This is a genomic window from Halomonas sp. A11-A (genome assembly GCF_003182195.1).
GTDB lineage: Bacteria > Pseudomonadota > Gammaproteobacteria > Pseudomonadales > Halomonadaceae > Halomonas > Halomonas alkalicola.
Map to the genome: position 1 here is coordinate 28,382 of NZ_QGTM01000002.1, position 16,571 is coordinate 44,952.

Genomic DNA, 16,571 nt, shown 5'->3' on the forward strand with positions numbered 1-16,571 from the left:
CATGCCTGCCCAGCGGCCCGGCGCTCGCGAGTGGCTGGCCCTCTCCAGGCTGCCGGGCCTGGGCGGTGCGCGGCTGGCCGAACTGGCGGCCACGGCCACCGCATGGCCCGATGGCTGGCTGGCGCTGCTGCCCCGGGAGGCCGCCACGGCGCTGCGCCTGTGGCTCGACCATCCCGGGCGCAGCCCGCTGACGGTTGAGATCGACCGGGCCGAGGCGTGGCTCGCCGCGGCCCCCGATCGTCACCTGCTCCACCCCGGTCATCCTCGCTGGCCGACCCTGCTCGCCGAGATCCCCGATCCGCCACCCCTGCTGTGGGCCTGGGGCGACCTGGCCGCGCTCGAACCGCCGCGCCTGGCCATGGTGGGAGCCCGGCGGGCCACCCGCGAGGGGCTGACCAATGCCGCCGCCTTCGCCCGGGAGCTCGCCGGGCGCGGCTGGTGCGTGGTCAGCGGCATGGCGCTGGGCATCGACGCCGCCGCCCAGCAGGCGGCGCTGGACGCCGGCGGTGCCAGCGCCGCGGTGCTCGGCTGCGGCGTCGATGTGGTCTACCCGCCGCGCCACCACCGGTTGCACGCGCGACTGCGCGAGCCGGGTGGCCTGCTGCTCTCCGAGCATCCGCCCGGCACTCCGGCGCGGCCGGCCTTCTTTCCCCGGCGCAACCGCATCGTTACCGGGCTCTCCTTCGGCGTGCTGGTGGTAGAGGCGGCCGAGCGCAGCGGCTCCCTGGTCAGCGCCCGCCTGGCCGCCGAGCAGGGCCGCGAGGTCTTCGCGCTGCCGGGCTCCATCCACAACCCCCAGGCCCGGGGCTGCCTGCGGCTGATCCGTGACGGGGCCGTGCTGGTACGCGAGGTCGACGATATCGTCGCCGAGCTGACCCAGTGGCTGCCCGCCGCGAGCCCCCGGGTGCCAGCAGACCCGCTCCCGGCGGAGGAGGGCGCCGCGTCCGGCGAGCCGCTGCTGCGCTGGCTGAGCGGCCAGCCGACGCCGGTGGATACCCTGGTGGGCCTCTCGGGACTGGGCATCGCCGAGTGCCAGCGGCGCCTACTGGAACTCGAACTGGAGGGGCGGGTGGCTCACGCCGCCGGCGGCTGGGTGCGCCTCTCGGGGGCGTGATAGAATCCCCGGCCATTCATCAGCCCAGCCTGCCCACCGCCGAGGAGTTCCCATGAGCCAGGCCAGTCAGATCGCCCATGCCGTTGTCGCCCTGCACCGTGGTGGAGTGATCGCCTATCCCACCGAGGCCGTGTGGGGGCTCGGCTGCGATCCGGACAACGACGAGGCCCTGGCGAGGCTGCTGCGCCTCAAGCAGCGTGATCCCGCCAAGGGGGTGATCCTGGTGGCGGCCAGCATCGCCCAGTTCGCCCCCTGGCTCGAGGGGCTGCCCCTGGAGCTCCACTCGCCGCTGGCAGCCAGCTGGCCGGGACCCAATACCTGGCTGGTGCCCGACAACGGCCGCAGCCATGGTCTGGTCCGTGGCGGCCACGACAGGGTGGCGCTGAGGGTGAGTGCCCATCCCCTGGTGGTGGCCCTGTGCGAGGCCTTCGGTGGGCCCATCGTTTCCACCTCGGCCAACATTGCCAGCGAGCCGCCGGCCATGAGCGCCGAGGAGGTCCGCGGGGTCTTCGGCGATGGGCTCGATGCCATCGTTGAGGGGGAGCTCGGCGGCCTCGAGCGGCCCAGCACCATCCGCGATCTGGTCACCGGCCAGCTGATGCGCGCCTGATTCCCGACATTCACCCGCCCGGCCTCGAGGAGATCGCCTTGGCCCACGCCCGACTCGACGACGTCAAGACCTACCTGCTCGACCTTCAGGAGCGCCTCTGTGCGGCCCTCGCCGCCGAGGATGGCGGCGCGGGCTTCCGTGAGGACGCCTGGGAACGCCCCGAGGGGGGCGGCGGGCGCTCCCGGGTGATCGAGCACGGCCGGGTGTTCGAGAAGGGCGGGGTCAACTTCTCCCACGTCTTCGGCGAGCGCCTGCCCCCCTCGGCCACGGCCGCCCGGCCGGAGCTGGCCGGCCGCAGCTTCCACGCGGTGGGGGTCTCCTGGGTGCTGCATCCCGAGAACCCCCACGTGCCCACCAGCCACGGCAACGTGCGCTTCTTCATCGCCGAGAAGGCGGGGGAGGCGCCCGTCTGGTGGTTCGGCGGCGGCTTCGACCTGACCCCCTACTACCCGGTGTTCGAGGACGTGGTGCACTGGCACCGCGTTGCCCGTGCTGCGTGCGCGCCCTTCGGCGACGACGCCTATCCGCGCTACAAGGCGTGGTGCGACGACTACTTCTATCTCAAGCACCGCGACGAGACCCGCGGCGTCGGCGGGCTCTTCTTCGACGACCTCAACGAGGGGGGCTTTGCGCAGTGCTTCGCCTTCCAGCGCGCCGTGGGCGACGCCTTCCTCGAGGCCTACCTGCCCATCGTGCGGCGCCGCCGCGAGACCCCCTGGGGCGAGCGCGAGCGCGACTTCCAGCTCTATCGCCGCGGCCGCTACGTGGAGTTCAACCTGGTGTGGGACCGCGGCACCCTGTTCGGGCTGCAGAGCGGCGGGCGCACCGAGTCGATCCTGATGTCGATGCCGCCCCTGGCGCGCTGGGAGTATGCCTGGACGCCGGAACCCGGCAGCCCCGAGGCGCTGCTCTACGACGAGTACCTGCGCCCTCGGGACTGGCTGGGCGAGGCGGGTCTCGATGACTGATCAAGGAGTGACCATGACCGACCGCTACTGCGTCTTCGGCCACCCGGTGGCCCATTCGAAGTCGCCGGCCATCCACGCTGCCTTCGCCGCCCAGACCGGCCAGGCCATGGAGTACACCGCCATCGAGGCGCCCCTGGACGACTTCGCCGGTGCCTGGCGGCGCTTCACCGCCGAGGGCGGGCGCGGCGCCAACGTCACCGTGCCCTTTAAGGAGGAGGCTTTTCGCCTCTGCGACACCCTGAGCCAGCGCGCCCGGCGCGCCGGGGCGGTGAACACCCTGGTGCTGGGAAAGAACGGCCTGACCTATGGCGATACCACCGACGGGGTGGGGCTGGTGCGCGACCTCGTGCGCCACGGCGTGACCCTGGCCGGCGCCCGCATCCTGGTGCTGGGCGCCGGCGGCGCGGTGCGCGGGGTGCTGGAGCCGCTGCTGGCCGAGAGGCCGGCGAGCCTGGTCGTGGCCAACCGCACGGCGGCCAAGGCCCGCGCCCTGGCCGCCGACTTCCGCGAGCTGGGCACGATCACGGGCGGCGGCTTCGATGCCGTGGCCGGTCCCTTCGATGTGGTGATCAACGGCACCAGCGCGAGCCTAGCCGGGGACCTGCCGCCGCTGCCTGACGACCTCTTTTCAGAGGGTGCTACCGCCTACGACATGATGTACGGCGCCGAGCCCACGGTGTTCCTGCGCTGGGCCGAGGCCCGCGGCGCCCGGCCCGTCGACGGCCTCGGCATGCTGGTGGAGCAGGCTGCGGAGTCCTTCTTCCAGTGGCGCGGCAGGCGCCCCGACACTGCCCCGGTGCTGGAGACACTCAGGGCGTCGCTATAGTCTCGACCTCGCCCTCAGCGTCTCTTTACGTATAGCCCCACCATGCACAGCCCCATGCCGATCACCGACAGCAGCATGCCGCCGTTGACCAGCCACGGGTAGCGCTGCAGCCAGGAGACGAAGGGTTGGGGCGTGTCGCGGCACACCCCCTCCAGGTAGTCCCAGTAACCGCCGGCGTAGGTGCACTCGCGCACGTCCGACAGTTCCCAGAAGTAGACCCCCATCAGCAGCAGGATGGGGGCAATCAACAGCAGCAGTCCAAGTCTCAGCATTCGCTTTCCAACAAGCCGTAGGGTTTCGAGCGCAGCAACGAATCAGTGTTGCCTAGGGGCGCGGGCAGTTCGGCGTGCGTCCCGCCTGTCGCGCCTGCTCGAAGCGTGCCACCGCCTCGGGCATGTTGGCCTGCAAGCCGGCCATGCGCTGGCCCTGGCTGGGGTGGGTGGACATCCAGGCGGGCGGGCGGGCGCCGCCGCCGGCGGCCTCCATGTTCTCCCACAGGGTGACGCTCTCGCGGGGGTCGAAGCCGGCATCCGCCATCAGGCGCAGGCCGATCACGTCGGCCTCGCTCTCGTGGCGCCGGGAGAAGGGCAGCAGCACACCGTACTGGGCGCCGAGGCCCAGGGCACCCATCATCTGCTGGCCCCCCGGGCCCTGCATGCCGGAGGCCGAGGAGAGCACGGAGAGGCCGAGCTGGGTGGCGGTCTGGGTGGAGACCCGCTCGTTGGCGTGACGGGCCAGCACGTGGCCGATCTCGTGGCCGACGACCGCCGCGACCTGCTCCTGGGTCCGGGCGACGTTCAGCAGGCCCGTATTGATCCCCATGTAGCCGCCCGGCAGGGCGAAGGCGTTGGCCTGCTCCGACTCGAAGACGCGAATCTGCCAGTTCTGTGAGCGCTGCTGCTCCGCCGGCAGCGCAGTGACGATGGCGTCGGCGATGCACTGGGCATAGCGCTGCTCGGCGGCGCCGGCCTGGGGCAGGTCCTGCTGGTACTGCTCGAAGGCCTGGGCGCCCATCTGGTTGAGCTGGGCATCGGAGACCAGGGTGAGCTGCTGGCGACCGGTGGGAGAGGTGGCACAGGCGGTCAGACTGAGGCTGAGCACGCCAACGGTGAGGAAGTGGAACCAGCGCATGGGGGTCTCCTGTGACCAGTCATGTTCGTCTCAGTGCGGTATGACGCTGGACGGCGCCACAAGGTTCGCCACAAGATACCCGGAATGCCTGCAAGGTCAACCGAATGACACGGAGAAGGAGCCACCATGGATGCCGAGCTGACGCGTCGCCTGCTGAATCTGCTGGATCATGTGGAGCACTGGCTGCCGCCACCGCCCCAGGAGGTGGACTGGAGCCGCGATGTGGCCGCGCTGTGGCAGCGCCACGTGCTGGGAGGCCGGCTGCTGCCGGTGCCGCCCCGGGATGCCCTCTCCCTGGATGACCTGCTGGGCATCGAGCGCCAGAAGCTGGCGCTCGTGGACAACACCCGCGCCTTCCTGCGAGGGCTGCCGGCCAACCATGCCCTGCTGTGGGGCTCCCGGGGCAGCGGCAAGTCATCGCTGATCCGCGCGCTGCTCAACTCCCTGGCCGCGGACGGGCTGCGGCTGGTGCAGGTGGATCGCCACGATCTCGCCGGGCTGCCGATGCTGGTGGAGCAGCTGCGCCACCAGCCCCACCGCTTCGTGGTCTACTGCGACGACCTCTCCTTCGAGGGGCACGACGACGCCTACAAGGCGCTGAAGAGCGTGCTGGATGGCGCCTTGACCGGCCCACCGCCCAACGTGCTGCTCTATGCCACCTCCAACCGCCGCCACCTGCTGCCGGAGTCGATGAGCGACAACGAGGGCTCGCGGCTGGTGGGCGACGAGCTCCACCATGGCGACGCCGTGGAGGAGAAGATCTCGCTCTCCGATCGCTTCGGTCTGTGGCTGGGCTTCCACCCCTTCAACCAGGACGTCTACCTGGAGGCCTGCTGCCACTGGGTCACCCAGCTGGGCAGCCACGAGGACTGGAACGCCGAGGCCCGCGCCGAGGCGATCCGCTTCGCCACCCTGCGCGGCGGGCGCAGCGGCCGCGGCGCCTGGCAGTTCGCCACCCAGTGGGTGGGCCGCCGGCGCCTGCACGGGAAGTAGGGTATGGCTCTTGGCAGACTAGCGTGAATCTCGGTTGAGGCTGAGGACACACTGTAGGAGCTGGGCTCCGCCCGGCGAAGGGAGACCGAAGGGCTCCTGGGCGGCATACGCTAACGCAAGCAACGCTGCCGAGGGCGCCTGCGGCGCCATTCGCTCGGCGGAGCCGATCTCCCACCAGTAACCTCAAGCCTCCCCAAACTGCGAAGCACCCAGTCATTACCCCCGCGGAATCAGCGAGCCATCCTCGCCCACGCCCAGGCGGATGGTGGGGGTGAGCAGGCCGGCGGGCAGGGTCATGCCCAGGCCGCGCAGGTCGCCCGGGGTGATGGCAAGCTCGCTGCCGGCGGGCAGCTCGCCCTGGCGGGCCAGCTGGCTGGCCAGCTCCACCATGGGGCCCAGCCCCTCGCGGCCGCCGGCCAGCAGGTCGAAGGCCACCGGCAGGCGCAGGTTGGCGTCGTCACCCGAGGTCAGGGTCACGACCTGCTCGTAGTTGCCGCTGACCGGGTCCACGCCCGGCATGTCCAGGCGCCAGCGGAAGCCCGACATCTCCACCGGCGGCATGCCCACCGGCAGCCCAAGGCCCATGGCCAGGGTCGCCTGCACCGGCAGGCTGCCGGCGCCCAGGCTCGAGAGCGCCAGGGACATGATATCGCTGGTATCGAGGCGGGCATCCACGGCGTAGGGGCCGACGCGCACCTCCTCCACCCCCAGCGAGGTCACCGCCAGGCGGAAGGCGAAGAGCCCGGTCTGGGGCAGCGCCAGGCAGCCGGCGAGCAGGGCGGAGAGGCACAGCGGGGCAAGCAGCCGCCAGCGCCGGAAACGGGCGAAAACGAGACGGGGCATCATCGAGGGTGCCTCCTGTCGGAAAGCGTCGGTAGGGGTGGCGGGGTCGGGGAAGCACTATGCTGCGCTGCAAAATCGGCGCATTAGAGAGCCGGCAGCCCTCCCTGTCAAGAAGATTGCGGGAAGTGACCGAAAAGCGACAGCGCCCGGCTCGCCCCTTCTGTCGTGTCAGGGGCGGGTCGGGCTCTGTTGGAGTGGACGCCGTTGACGTGGACTGGGCTCAGCGGCGGCGGCTGTTGCGCGCCTCCTTGGTGCGGCCCAGTTCGCGCTTCTTGGCCTTCTCGCGGTCGCTGGCATCGGCCATGGGGTCGAAGGGGTTCTTGCCGGAGCGGAACTCGAAGCGCATCGGCGTGCCGCGCACCTTGAGCACCTTGCGGAAGGTGTTGGTCAGGTAGCGGCGGTAGGCCTCGGGCAGCGAGTCGGTCTGGTTGCCGTGGACCACGATGATCGGCGGATTGGCGCCGCCCTGGTGGGCCATGCGCAGCTTGATCCGCCGGCCATGCACCATGGGCGGCTGGTGGGATTCCACCGCGTCCTGGAGGATGGTGGTCAGGCGGTTGGTGGACCAGTGGGCGTTGGCCGAGGCGAAGGCGCGCTCGATGGAGGGGTAGAGGTCGCCCACGCCGGTGCCGTGCAGCGCCGAGATGTAGTGCAGGTCGGCGTAGTCGGCGAAGCCCAGGCGGCGCTTGATCTCGGCGCGCATCTTCTCCTTGGCCTCGTGCTCCAGGCCGTCCCACTTGTTGACCACCAGCACCAGGGCGCGACCGCTGGTCAGCACGTAGTCGAGCAGGTGCAGGTCCTGCTCCACCAGGCCGCTGCGGCCATCCAGCACCATGATGGCGACATGGCACTCCTTGATCGCATCCAGGGTCTTGATGATCGAGAACTTCTCGGCGATCTCGTGGACGTTCTTGCGCCGCCGGACGCCGGCGGTATCGATCAGCACGTAGGGCTTGCCGCGGCGTTCGAAGGGGATCTCGATGGCGTCGCGGGTGGTGCCCGCCTCGTCATAGACCACCACCCGCTCCTCGCCGAGCAGGCGGTTGACCAGGGTCGACTTGCCCACGTTGGGGCGGCCGATCACGCCGATCCGGATGCCCTTGGTGCCGGTATCCACCGGGATGCTCTCGTCCCGCTCGGGGAAGGGGGAGAGCACCTCGTCGATCAGGGCGGTGACGTTGCGGCCGTGGGCGGCGGCGATGGGGCGCGGCTCGCCGAGCCCCAGCTCCCAGAACTCGGCCACGGCGCTCGGCTCGTCGAGGCCGTCCGTCTTGTTGACGACCAGCCAGGTCTTCTTCTGGTTGACCCGCAGGTGGTTGGCGATGGCCTGGTCGGCCACGTTGAGGCCGGCCCGGGCGTCCACCAGGAAGAGCACGATGTCCGCCTCGTCGATGGCGACGAGGGACTGCTCGGCCATGGCGGCGTCGATGCCTTCCTCGTCGCCGCTGATGCCGCCGGTATCGATCACCGTATAGGTCTTGCCGCCGAGCACGCCGTTACCGTACTTGCGGTCCCGGGTCAGCCCCGGGAAGTCGGCCACCAGGGCGTCCCGGGAACGGGTCAGGCGGTTGAACAGGGTCGACTTGCCCACGTTGGGGCGGCCGACCAGGGCGATCACGGGTGTCATTGGCGAATGTCCAGGGCCTTGAGGGTGCCGTCGTTGGCCAGCACGTGGATGCGGCGGCCCTCGGTGATGGGCCGCACGCTGATGCCGGAGCGGTCGACTCGTTCACGGCCGACGATGTCACCGCTGCGGGCGTCGATCAGGTGCAGATAGCCCTCGAAGTCTCCGAACACCAGGTTGCCGTCGGCGAAGGCCGGGGCGGTGATGCTGCGGCCTTCCAGGGCGGTATTGCGCCAGATCTCGCGGCCGTCGTTGGCGTCCAGGGCGTGGATATGGCCCGCCTCGTTGACGGCGAAGAGGAAGTCGCCGACCAGGATCGGGGTGTGGTAGCTGGAGTAGTCGATGGCCCACAGCGGCTCGCCGCGGGTGGCCTCCAGGGCGACCAGGCGGCCGTTGAAGCTGGAGACGAACAGGCGGCCGTCCGGGGTCAGCACCGGCTGGCCGGCCAGGTCCACCAGGCGGTCGATGTCGCTGCGGCCCTGGGCCACGGCGATGCGACGCTCCCACAGCGGCTGGCCGCTGCGGTTGTCCAGGGTCACCAGGCGGCCGTTGGCGAAGCCGGCGAAGGTCACCGGGTCGATCACCGTGGGGGTGCCGGTGCCGCGCAGGGTCAGCGACGGGCGACTGGCGCTGTAGCGCCAGCGCTCCTCGCCGCTGGCGCGATCCAGGGCGGTGACGCTGCCGTCGACGCTCTGCACCACCAGCAGCTGCTGGTTGGGCTGCGGGGCGGCCAGGATCTCGCTGGGCACCCGGGCGCGCCAGCGCACGCTGCCGTCGCGCTGGCTCAGGGCCAGCACCTCGCCGTTGCGGGTGCCGAGGTAGATATCGCCGGCCACGGCGGTCAGGGCGCTGGAGACCGGGACCTCGAGCTCCACCTGCCAGCGGCGGTCGCCGTCGTCGGCATCGAAGGCGGCCAAGCGGCCGCGCTCATCGGCGGCGAACAGGGCGTCGCCATCCCGGGAGGGGGCGATCGGGTAGGTGGCGCGCCCCAGCCCGCGGCCGACCCGCTCGCTCCAGACGCTGGCGAGTTCGGCGCGCTCCTCGAAGCTTGCCAGCTCCTTGGGGGGATACTGCGGCTCCACCTGGTTGCGAGCGCAGCCGGTGAGCACGAGCAGGCCGGCCACGGCGGCGATCAGGAAGGTCGGTTTCATGAGTCCAGCCCCTGGTGGTCAATGCCTAGGTTGTCGAGCTTGAGCTGCACGCCGTAGAGCGGCTGGTCGCGCGCCTCGGCCAGGTCCAGCGCCTCGCGCCATGCCGCGCCGGCGTCGCTTTCGCGGCCCAGGGCGTGATAGGCGTCACCGCGCACCTCGGCGCGCTGGGCGGCCAGCGCCTCGGGCACCCCGGCCTCCAGGGTGGACAGGGCCGCCTCGGCGTCGCCGTCGGCGACCTGCAGGCGGGCCAGGCGCAGCCGCGCCAGGCCCTTGACGTAGTCGCGGCCGCTGGCGTCGATCACCGCCTCCAGGGCGGCGCGGGCCTCGGCCGGGCTCTCCTGGGCCACGGCCAGGCGGGCGTCGATCAGCCGGGCCAGGTCGGCGTAGAGGGTCTTGCCGTGATTGTCGGTGATCTCGACCACCAGCTCCCGGGCCTCGGCGATGCTGGCGTCGTCGAGCTGGGAGCCGGCGGTCAGGTTGATCAGGTGCTGGTAGCGGGCCGAGGCGGCGCTGGCCTGATTCTCCTGATAGTTCTGCCAGGCGTTCCAGCCGAAGACACCGGCGGCGGCGATGGCCACCCCGGCGATCAGCGAGATGCCGTTCTCCTTCCACCAGCGCTTGAGCGCCTCGACCTGCTCTTCTTCGGTTCTCAGCTCCGCCACGGGCGGCCTCCTTGTACTTGATGGAGCCGATTCCAGTCGAGCGGACTCGAGTGGAACGGGCTCCAGGGGGCGTCGGCCGGCGGCCGACGCCCGGGTGGTCAGGTGTCCCGGGTACCCAGCAGCCCGGTGAGGGTCTCGGCCAGGGCCGCCTGGGCCAGGCTCTGCTGCTCGCGCTCCTCGCGCAGGAACTTCAGGGTCGCCGTGCCATGGGCCAGCTCGTCCTCGCCCAGCAGCAGCGCCAGCCGCGCGCCGCTCTTGTCGGCCTTCTTGATGCGGCTCTTGAAGCTGCCGCCACCGCAGTGCAGCTGGGCGCGCAGGCCGGGCAGCTCGCCACGCAGCCGCTCGCCCAGCAGCAGGGCGGCAGCGGTGGCGGTGTCATCCATGGGCAGCAGGTAGAGGTCCAGTTCGCCGCGGGCGGCCTCGGGCACCAGTTCCAGGGTCTCGAGCAGCAGCACCAGGCGCTCGATGCCCATGGCGAAGCCCACCGCCGGGGTCGGTTTGCCGCCGAGCTGCTCCACCAGGCCGTCGTAGCGGCCGCCGGCGCACACCGTGCCCTGGCTGCCGAGCGCCGTGGTGGTCCACTCGAAGACGGTGCGGCCATAGTAGTCCAGACCACGCACCAGCCGCGGGTTGATCACGTAGGCGATGCCCGCGGCGTCGAGCATGGCGCAGAGCGCCTCGAAGTGGGTGCGGGAATCGTCATCCAGGTGGTCGATCAGCTTGGGCGCGCCGGCCAGCATCTCGGCCATCTCCGGGTTCTTGGAATCCAGGATACGCAGCGGGTTGCTGGAGAGGCGCCGACGGGAATCCTCGTCGAGCTGCTCATGGTGCCGTTCGAAGTAGGCCACCAGGGTGTCGCGGTAGGCGGCGCGCGCCTCCGAGGAGCCCAGGGAGTTGAGCTCCAGAGTGACGTGTTCCATGAGGCCGAGCTCACGCCACAGCCGTGCCGAGAGCAGGATCACCTCTGCGTCGATGTCCGGACCATCCAGGCCGAAGGCCTCCACGCCCACCTGATGGAACTGCCGGTAGCGGCCCTTCTGGGGGCGCTCGTGGCGGAACATCGGGCCCTGGTACCAGAGACGCTGGGTCTGGTTGTGCAGCAGGCCGTGCTCCATGGCGGCACGCACGCAGCTCGCCGTGCCCTCGGGACGCAGGGTCAGGCTGTCGCCGTTGCGATCCTCGAAGGTGTACATCTCCTTCTCGACGATGTCGGTGACCTCGCCGATGGAGCGCGCGAACAGGGCGGTCTGCTCGACGATGGGGGTGCGGATCTCGGCGTAGCCGTAGCGGGCCAGCAGTGCCCGCACCTTGCCCTCGAAGTACTGCCACAGCGGCGACTGCTCCGGCAGCAGGTCGTTCATGCCGCGGATGGCCTGGATCTTCTTCTTGCTCGGCTCTTTATTGCTGACTGGGGACTTGCTCAACGCTTGCTCCTTGATGGGTCGCCGTGGCGATGGTGCGATGCGGATCAGCCGCGGGCGATCATGTCCTGCTCGGCCTGCTCCTTCTCGCGCACCTTGTCGCGGATCAGCCGCTCGAGGTCGTCGACCAGATGGTCGTTGCGCAGCTTCGAGGCCGGCTTGCCGTCGATGTAGACGAGATTGGCCGGCGAACCGCCGGTGAGGCCGATATCGCTCTCCTTGGCCTCACCGGGGCCGTTGACCACGCAGCCGATCACCGAGACGTCCAGCGGTGTCCTGATGTCCTCGAGGCGTTCCTCCAGGGCATTCATGGTGCCGATGACGTCGAAGTTCTGGCGCGAGCAGCTGGGGCAGGCGATGAAATTGATGCCCTTGGCGCGCAGGCGCAGGCTCTTGAGCATGTCGAAGCCGACCTTGATCTCCTCCACCGGGTCGGCGGCCAGCGACACCCGGATGGTGTCGCCGATGCCGTCCATCAGCAAAAGGCCGAGGCCGATGGAGGACTTGACGGTGCCCGAGCGCAGCCCGCCCGCCTCGGTGATGCCTAGGTGCAGCGGCTGCTCGATCAGGCCGGCCAGCTTGCGGTAGGCGGCCACCGCCATGAACACATCGGAGGCCTTGACGCTGACCTTGTACTCCTGAAAGTCGAGGCGGTCGAGGTGGTCGATATGGCGCATGGCGGACTCGACCAGCGCATCCGGGGTGGGCTCGCCGTACTTCTTCTGCAGATCCTTCTCGAGCGAACCGGCGTTGACGCCGATGCGGATCGGGATGCCGTTGTCCCGGGCGGCGCTGACCACGGCGCGCACGCGCTCTTCCTTGCCGATATTGCCGGGGTTGATGCGCAGGCAGTCGACGCCGAGCTCGGCCACGCGCAGGGCGATCTTGTAGTCGAAGTGGATGTCGGCCACGAGGGGCACCGCCACCTCACGCTTGATCTTGCCGAAGGCCTCGGCGGCATCCATGTCGGGCACCGAGACGCGCACGATGTCGGCGCCTGCCTCCTCGAGGCGGCGGATCTGCGCCACGGTGGCGGCCACGTCCAGGGTGTTGGTGTTGGTCATGCTCTGCACGGAGATGGGGGCATCACCCCCGACCGGCACATTACCGACGTGGATCTGGCGTGACTTGCGACGAACGATGGGGGATGGGGCGTGCATGGTGACGGTCAATCTCCCAGGGTGAAACGAGCGACGTTGTTGGCGCCGGCGCGGGCCGTGAGGTCCACGGCTTCGCCTGCCCAGATCAGCTCGACGCCGGTGGCGTTGCCCACGGTCAGGCGGAAGGGCGGTTCGCCTTCGACGCTCGCCGTGGTGCCGGGTTCCTGCAGGCCGACGAAGATGCGCTGGTTGTTGGCATCGAAGATCTCGGTCCAGGACTGCTCGTTGAAGGTCAGCTCCAGCTGGCGCGGGTCGGCGGCGCTGGCTTCCTCCTCCACGGGGGCCTCATCGATGGCGGCCTCGTCGACCATCTCGGGCTCGGCATCGGCCAGCGCCAGGGCGCTGTCGGCGTCGACCTCGGCAGGGGCCTCGGCGATGGCGTCGGGGTCTTCCACCAGGCCCAGGCCCTCACCCTCTTCGGGCAGCGGCGGGAGGCTCTCGGTGGCCGGGGCCTCGGTCACCGCGGGGGGCTCGGGCTCGGCGATGGTGGTGGTGGTGCCGTCCAGGCCGTCCACGGCCACCGGGCTGCTGTCGCCGATGCCGGGGGGCTCATTGCCGCCGCGGCTTTGCCACCACATCAGGGTCAGGCCGAGCAGGCCGGCGATCACCAGCAGGGTGACCAGCCGGAACAGCCAGGCACCGATGCGGGAGGGAGGGCGCGTCACCTGAACCGGGGCGATGCGGCGCTCGGCCTCCTCGCTACCGAAGCGGGTGCGATAGGCCGAGAGCACCGGCGTCTCGTCGATACCCAGCAGATGGGCGTAGGCACGCAGATAGCCCCGCCGATAGGTGGGGATCGGCACCTCCTCGTAGCTGTCCTCTTCCAGCCCGCGAATCACCGCCGGGCGCAGGTTGAGCGCACCGGCCACCTCGGTGACCGTGAGGCCCTGGGACTCACGCTCCTGCCTGAGCTGTTCGCCCGGCGAGGCCGAGAGGGCGGTATCCGCGGAGTCCGGTGTCTGGGTGTCGCTCATGGCTGAGCATCCTTCGTCTAGAGTCTTGGGTCAGGGCGTGCCGGAGCGGCCGTCCAGTTGTTCGGAATAGAAGGCCGCCGAGGCCCGGTCGCCGCGGGCCTCGGCGATCTGACGCGCCAGGCGCAGCGCCTCGGGGTTCGGGCCTGCCAGGCGAATCAGGGTGTCGATCTGCTGCTGGGCGAGCTCGTGGTTGCCGGCGGCATACTCGAGCTCGGCCCGGGTGAAATAGCTGCGCGGATTGCGCGGGTCGATGCCCTGGGCGCGCTCGAGGCTCTGTCGGGCCGCCTCGAGGTCGCCCAGCTCGCGCTGGCACTGCCCCAGGTTGGCGAAGAGCTGAGCCCGGGCCGGGTACTGGGCGTCGTTCGAGGCCAGCTCGAGCTGTTCGCAGGCCTCGCGGATGCGGCCCTGGTCATAGAGGAAGGCGGCGTAGTTGTTGTGCCCCCGGGTGAAGTCGCGATTCGCCGAGAGCGCACGCCGGAAGGTCTCATCGGCCAGCTGACGCTCGCCCTGGCGCTGGTAGACCATGGCCATGGCCTGCAGCGCCTCCGGGTCGTTGGGGGCGATGGCCAGGGCGCGGTCGAGGGCGCCCATGGCGCGCTGCAGGTTGTCGCGCTCCAGATAGGCCACGCCCAGCTGGGTGTGGGCATCGGCGGGACTGGTATCACGCTCGCTGCCGGCCAGCCCCTGGGTCTGGGTGGCACAGCCGGCAAGCCACAGGGTGCCCAGCAGCAGGGCCAGGGTGGGTAGCCGTGAGGTTCCTGGCAGGCGAGTGCGGCGCGTCATGGTGTTCTCCCCAGGGTCGACACGAGGCCTCCGGCGGCTGGCCGCGGGCAGGCGGGGGCGATCAAAAGCCTGACCATCAAAGCGTTGTGACCAGTTGAAGTCAAGGCGGCCTGCCCGCTCAGTCGGCGTCGATCTGGATCGACTGGATATAGCGCTCGTGGCGCTTGGTACGATCCTTGACCCGTCCCACCAGCTGGCCGCAGGCGGCGTCGATGTCGTCGCCGCGGGTAGTGCGGATCGGTGCGGTGTAGCCCAGTTCGTAGAGCCACTGCTGGAAGCGCACGACCTGGTTGCGCGAGGGCTTCTCGTAGCCGGAGTGGGGGAAGGGGTTGAAGGGGATCAGGTTGATCTTGCAGGGCAGCTCGCGCAGCAGTTCGGCAAGCTCCTGGGCATGCTGCTGCTGGTCGTTGACGTCCTTGATCACCGTGTATTCGACGGTGACCATGCGGGTGTCGTCGCACTTGGCCAGGTAGCGGTGGCAGGCGTCCAGCAGGGCACGAATGTTGTACTTGCGGTTGAGCGGCACCAGCTCGCTGCGCAGCTCGTCGTTGGCGGCGTGCAGCGAGATGGCCAGGCTCACGTCGAGCTCGTCGCCGAGCCTGTCGAGCATCGGCACCACCCCGGAGGTGGAGAGGGTGACGCGGCGCTTGGAGAGGCCGTAGCCGTTGTCGTCGAGCATCAGCTTCATGGCCGGCACGACGTTATCGTAATTCAGCAGCGGTTCGCCCATGCCCATCATCACCACGTTGGTGACCGGGCGGTTGGCGGTGTCCTTGCGCGGGCCCACGCTGCGCTGGGCGACCCACACCTGGCCGATGATCTCGGCGGCGGTGAGGTTGCGCTGGAAGCCCTGCTTGCCGGTGGAGCAGAAGCTGCAGTCCAGCGAGCAGCCCACCTGGGAGGAGACGCACAGGGTGCGGCGCTTGCCGTTGTCGGCGGGGATCAGCACCGTCTCGACGTAGCTGCCATCCTCGACCTCCAGCACCCACTTGCGGGTGCCGTCGCTGGAGGTGCCCTCGTAGACCACGCCGGGGCCGCGGATCTCGGCAACGTCGGTGAGCTTGGCGCGCAGCGCCTTGGAGAGGTTGGTCATGGCCGCGAAGTCGTCACAGCCCTCGTGGTGAATCCACTTCATCACCTGGGCGGCGCGGAACTTCTTCTCACCGATGGAGAGGAAGAAGGCTTCCATCTCCTCGCGAGACATACCGAGCAGGTTGGTCTTCTGGGGTGCGGTATCAGCGGTCATGGCGATCAGCGGGTCGTGGGGAGTAGAGAACAGCAGGGGAGGCGGGGGCTAGGCCCCCGCCCGAAGTCTGGATCAACGCGGGCAGATTTCGCTGCTCTCGAAGAAATAGGCGATCTCGCGCTCGGCGGACTCGGGAGAGTCGGAGCCGTGGACGGCGTTGGCGTCGATGGTCTCGGCGAAGTCGGCGCGGATGGTGCCCGGCGCGGCTTCCTTGGGGTTGGTGGCCCCCATCAGCTCACGGTTCTTGGCGACGGCGTCCTCGCCCTCGAGCACCTGGACCACCACCGGGCCGGAGGTCATGAAGCTGACCAGATCCTTGAAGAAGGGGCGCTCCTTGTGCTCGGCGTAGAAGCCGCCGGCCTTGTCGTCGTCCAGGTGCAGCATCTTGGCGGCGACGACCTGGAGGCCGGCCTTCTCGAAGCGGGTGATGATCTCGCCGATGGCGTTCTTGGCAACGGCGTCGGGCTTGATGATGGACAGGGTGCGCTGGGTAGCCATGGGCATGTCTCCAGTAGGGGATGAGGGAGTGGAGGAATAGCGCCGCGCCGCCCGTGGGCTCCCGGATCGGAGCGTGGGCGGCGCGGTGAATCTGACGAAGCTCGGCGGCTGACGCCGATTGGGCGCGGATTATACCGCCCCGGGGCGGCGTTGAACAATCGTCGCCGATTGCGAGGCGCTGACCCGGCGACCTTGTGGTTTAGACCGTAAAGCTCTCGCCGCAGCCGCACTGGTCCTTGACGTTGGGGTTGTTGAAGCGGAAGAAGCGGTTGAGCCCCTCGTTGACGTAGTCCACCTCGCTGCCGTCGAGCATCTCCAGCGCCTCCGGGGCGACGAAGACCCGGACGCCGTGCTCCTCGAAGCAGACGTCGTCGGCGGCGGCCTGGTCGGCGAAGTCGAGCACGTAGCTGTAGCCGGAGCAGCCGCTGGGCTTGACTGAGACGCGCAGCCCGAGGCCCTCGCCGCGCTCGGCGAGCACCCGGCGGATCTGGTCAGCGGCGGCGGGGGTGATGGTCAAATGCGCCATGGGTCTCTCTCCTGAAAGCGGTGAATGCCGTTTGGCAGATG

General features: G+C 69.9%; 18 protein-coding genes. 5 read left to right on the forward strand and 13 right to left on the reverse strand.

The features are described 5' to 3' along the window. Position 1: 1 nt before the first annotated feature. Genes dprA through aroE form a run of 4 tightly spaced genes read left to right on the forward strand, consistent with a single transcriptional unit; the run spans position 2 to position 3,518 of the window. Entirely contained in the window at positions 2–1,114 is a 1,113-nt protein-coding gene (dprA, locus tag DER72_RS02235; RefSeq protein ID WP_110068388.1) for a DNA-processing protein DprA, read from the forward strand. A gap of 52 nt (positions 1,115–1,166) precedes the next feature. Beyond that, entirely contained in the window at positions 1,167–1,724 is a 558-nt protein-coding gene (locus DER72_RS02240; protein WP_110068389.1) for an L-threonylcarbamoyladenylate synthase, read from the forward strand. Positions 1,725–1,762: 38 nt separating this feature from the next. Next, positions 1,763–2,692 (forward strand): oxygen-dependent coproporphyrinogen oxidase, encoded by a 930-nt coding sequence (gene hemF / locus DER72_RS02245; protein ID WP_110068390.1) that lies wholly within the window; start codon positions 1,763–1,765, stop codon positions 2,690–2,692. Positions 2,693–2,705: 13 nt separating this feature from the next. After that, a complete protein-coding gene (gene aroE / locus DER72_RS02250; RefSeq protein ID WP_110068391.1) occupies positions 2,706–3,518 on the forward strand; it encodes a shikimate dehydrogenase in 813 nt (270 codons plus the stop codon). A gap of 14 nt (positions 3,519–3,532) precedes the next feature. Here the strand turns inward: aroE and DER72_RS02255 are convergent, their stop codons facing one another. Beyond that, positions 3,533–3,790, reverse strand: a complete 258-nt coding sequence (locus tag DER72_RS02255) for a hypothetical protein (protein WP_110068392.1) — start codon at positions 3,788–3,790, stop codon at positions 3,533–3,535. A gap of 52 nt (positions 3,791–3,842) precedes the next feature. After that, complete coding sequence (locus tag DER72_RS02260) at positions 3,843–4,649, reverse strand: M48 family metallopeptidase (protein ID WP_110068393.1); 807 nt, start codon at positions 4,647–4,649, stop codon at positions 3,843–3,845. 126 nt (positions 4,650–4,775) lie between these two features. Between DER72_RS02260 and DER72_RS02265 the strand changes: the two genes are divergently transcribed. After that, on the forward strand, positions 4,776–5,642 hold the full coding sequence (locus tag DER72_RS02265) for an ATP-binding protein (protein WP_110068394.1): 867 nt from the start codon (positions 4,776–4,778) through the stop codon (positions 5,640–5,642). 216 nt (positions 5,643–5,858) lie between these two features. Here the strand turns inward: DER72_RS02265 and DER72_RS02270 are convergent, their stop codons facing one another. From DER72_RS02270 to DER72_RS02320, 11 genes are all read right to left on the reverse strand, one after another. After that, positions 5,859–6,488, reverse strand: a complete 630-nt coding sequence (locus DER72_RS02270) for a hypothetical protein (RefSeq protein ID WP_258306154.1) — start codon at positions 6,486–6,488, stop codon at positions 5,859–5,861. 217 nt (positions 6,489–6,705) lie between these two features. Beyond that, entirely contained in the window at positions 6,706–8,112 is a 1,407-nt protein-coding gene (der, locus tag DER72_RS02275) for a ribosome biogenesis GTPase Der (RefSeq protein WP_110068395.1), read from the reverse strand. Then, positions 8,109–9,260, reverse strand: coding sequence for an outer membrane protein assembly factor BamB (gene bamB / locus DER72_RS02280; protein ID WP_110068396.1), 1,152 nt, complete (start codon positions 9,258–9,260; stop codon positions 8,109–8,111). The genes der and bamB overlap by 4 nt, the downstream gene beginning before the upstream one ends. Continuing rightward, on the reverse strand, positions 9,257–9,922 hold the full coding sequence (locus DER72_RS02285) for a tetratricopeptide repeat protein (protein WP_110068397.1): 666 nt from the start codon (positions 9,920–9,922) through the stop codon (positions 9,257–9,259). Before DER72_RS02285 ends, bamB begins: the two co-directional genes overlap by 4 nt. Positions 9,923–10,020: 98 nt before the next feature. Beyond that, positions 10,021–11,346: a histidine--tRNA ligase gene (gene hisS / locus DER72_RS02290; protein WP_258306155.1), complete on the reverse strand. Its 1,326-nt coding sequence runs from the start codon at positions 11,344–11,346 to the stop codon at positions 10,021–10,023. Positions 11,347–11,390: 44 nt separating this feature from the next. Then, positions 11,391–12,503, reverse strand: coding sequence for a flavodoxin-dependent (E)-4-hydroxy-3-methylbut-2-enyl-diphosphate synthase (gene ispG / locus DER72_RS02295; protein ID WP_110068398.1), 1,113 nt, complete (start codon positions 12,501–12,503; stop codon positions 11,391–11,393). A gap of 8 nt (positions 12,504–12,511) precedes the next feature. Then, positions 12,512–13,477, reverse strand: a complete 966-nt coding sequence (locus tag DER72_RS02300) for a RodZ domain-containing protein (RefSeq protein WP_110068399.1) — start codon at positions 13,475–13,477, stop codon at positions 12,512–12,514. 30 nt (positions 13,478–13,507) lie between these two features. Next, positions 13,508–14,260, reverse strand: coding sequence for a type IV pilus biogenesis/stability protein PilW (pilW, locus tag DER72_RS02305; RefSeq protein ID WP_110068400.1), 753 nt, complete (start codon positions 14,258–14,260; stop codon positions 13,508–13,510). A 118-nt stretch (positions 14,261–14,378) separates the two neighbouring features. Beyond that, positions 14,379–15,506: a 23S rRNA (adenine(2503)-C(2))-methyltransferase RlmN gene (gene rlmN, locus DER72_RS02310; RefSeq protein WP_110068401.1), complete on the reverse strand. Its 1,128-nt coding sequence runs from the start codon at positions 15,504–15,506 to the stop codon at positions 14,379–14,381. Positions 15,507–15,578: 72 nt separating this feature from the next. Continuing rightward, the gene (gene ndk / locus DER72_RS02315; protein ID WP_110068402.1) at positions 15,579–16,004 is read right to left on the reverse strand and encodes a nucleoside-diphosphate kinase; all 426 of its coding nucleotides are present in this window, start codon (positions 16,002–16,004) and stop codon (positions 15,579–15,581) included. 199 nt (positions 16,005–16,203) lie between these two features. After that, entirely contained in the window at positions 16,204–16,530 is a 327-nt protein-coding gene (locus tag DER72_RS02320; RefSeq protein WP_110068403.1) for an iron-sulfur cluster assembly accessory protein, read from the reverse strand. Positions 16,531–16,571 lie beyond the last annotated feature (41 nt).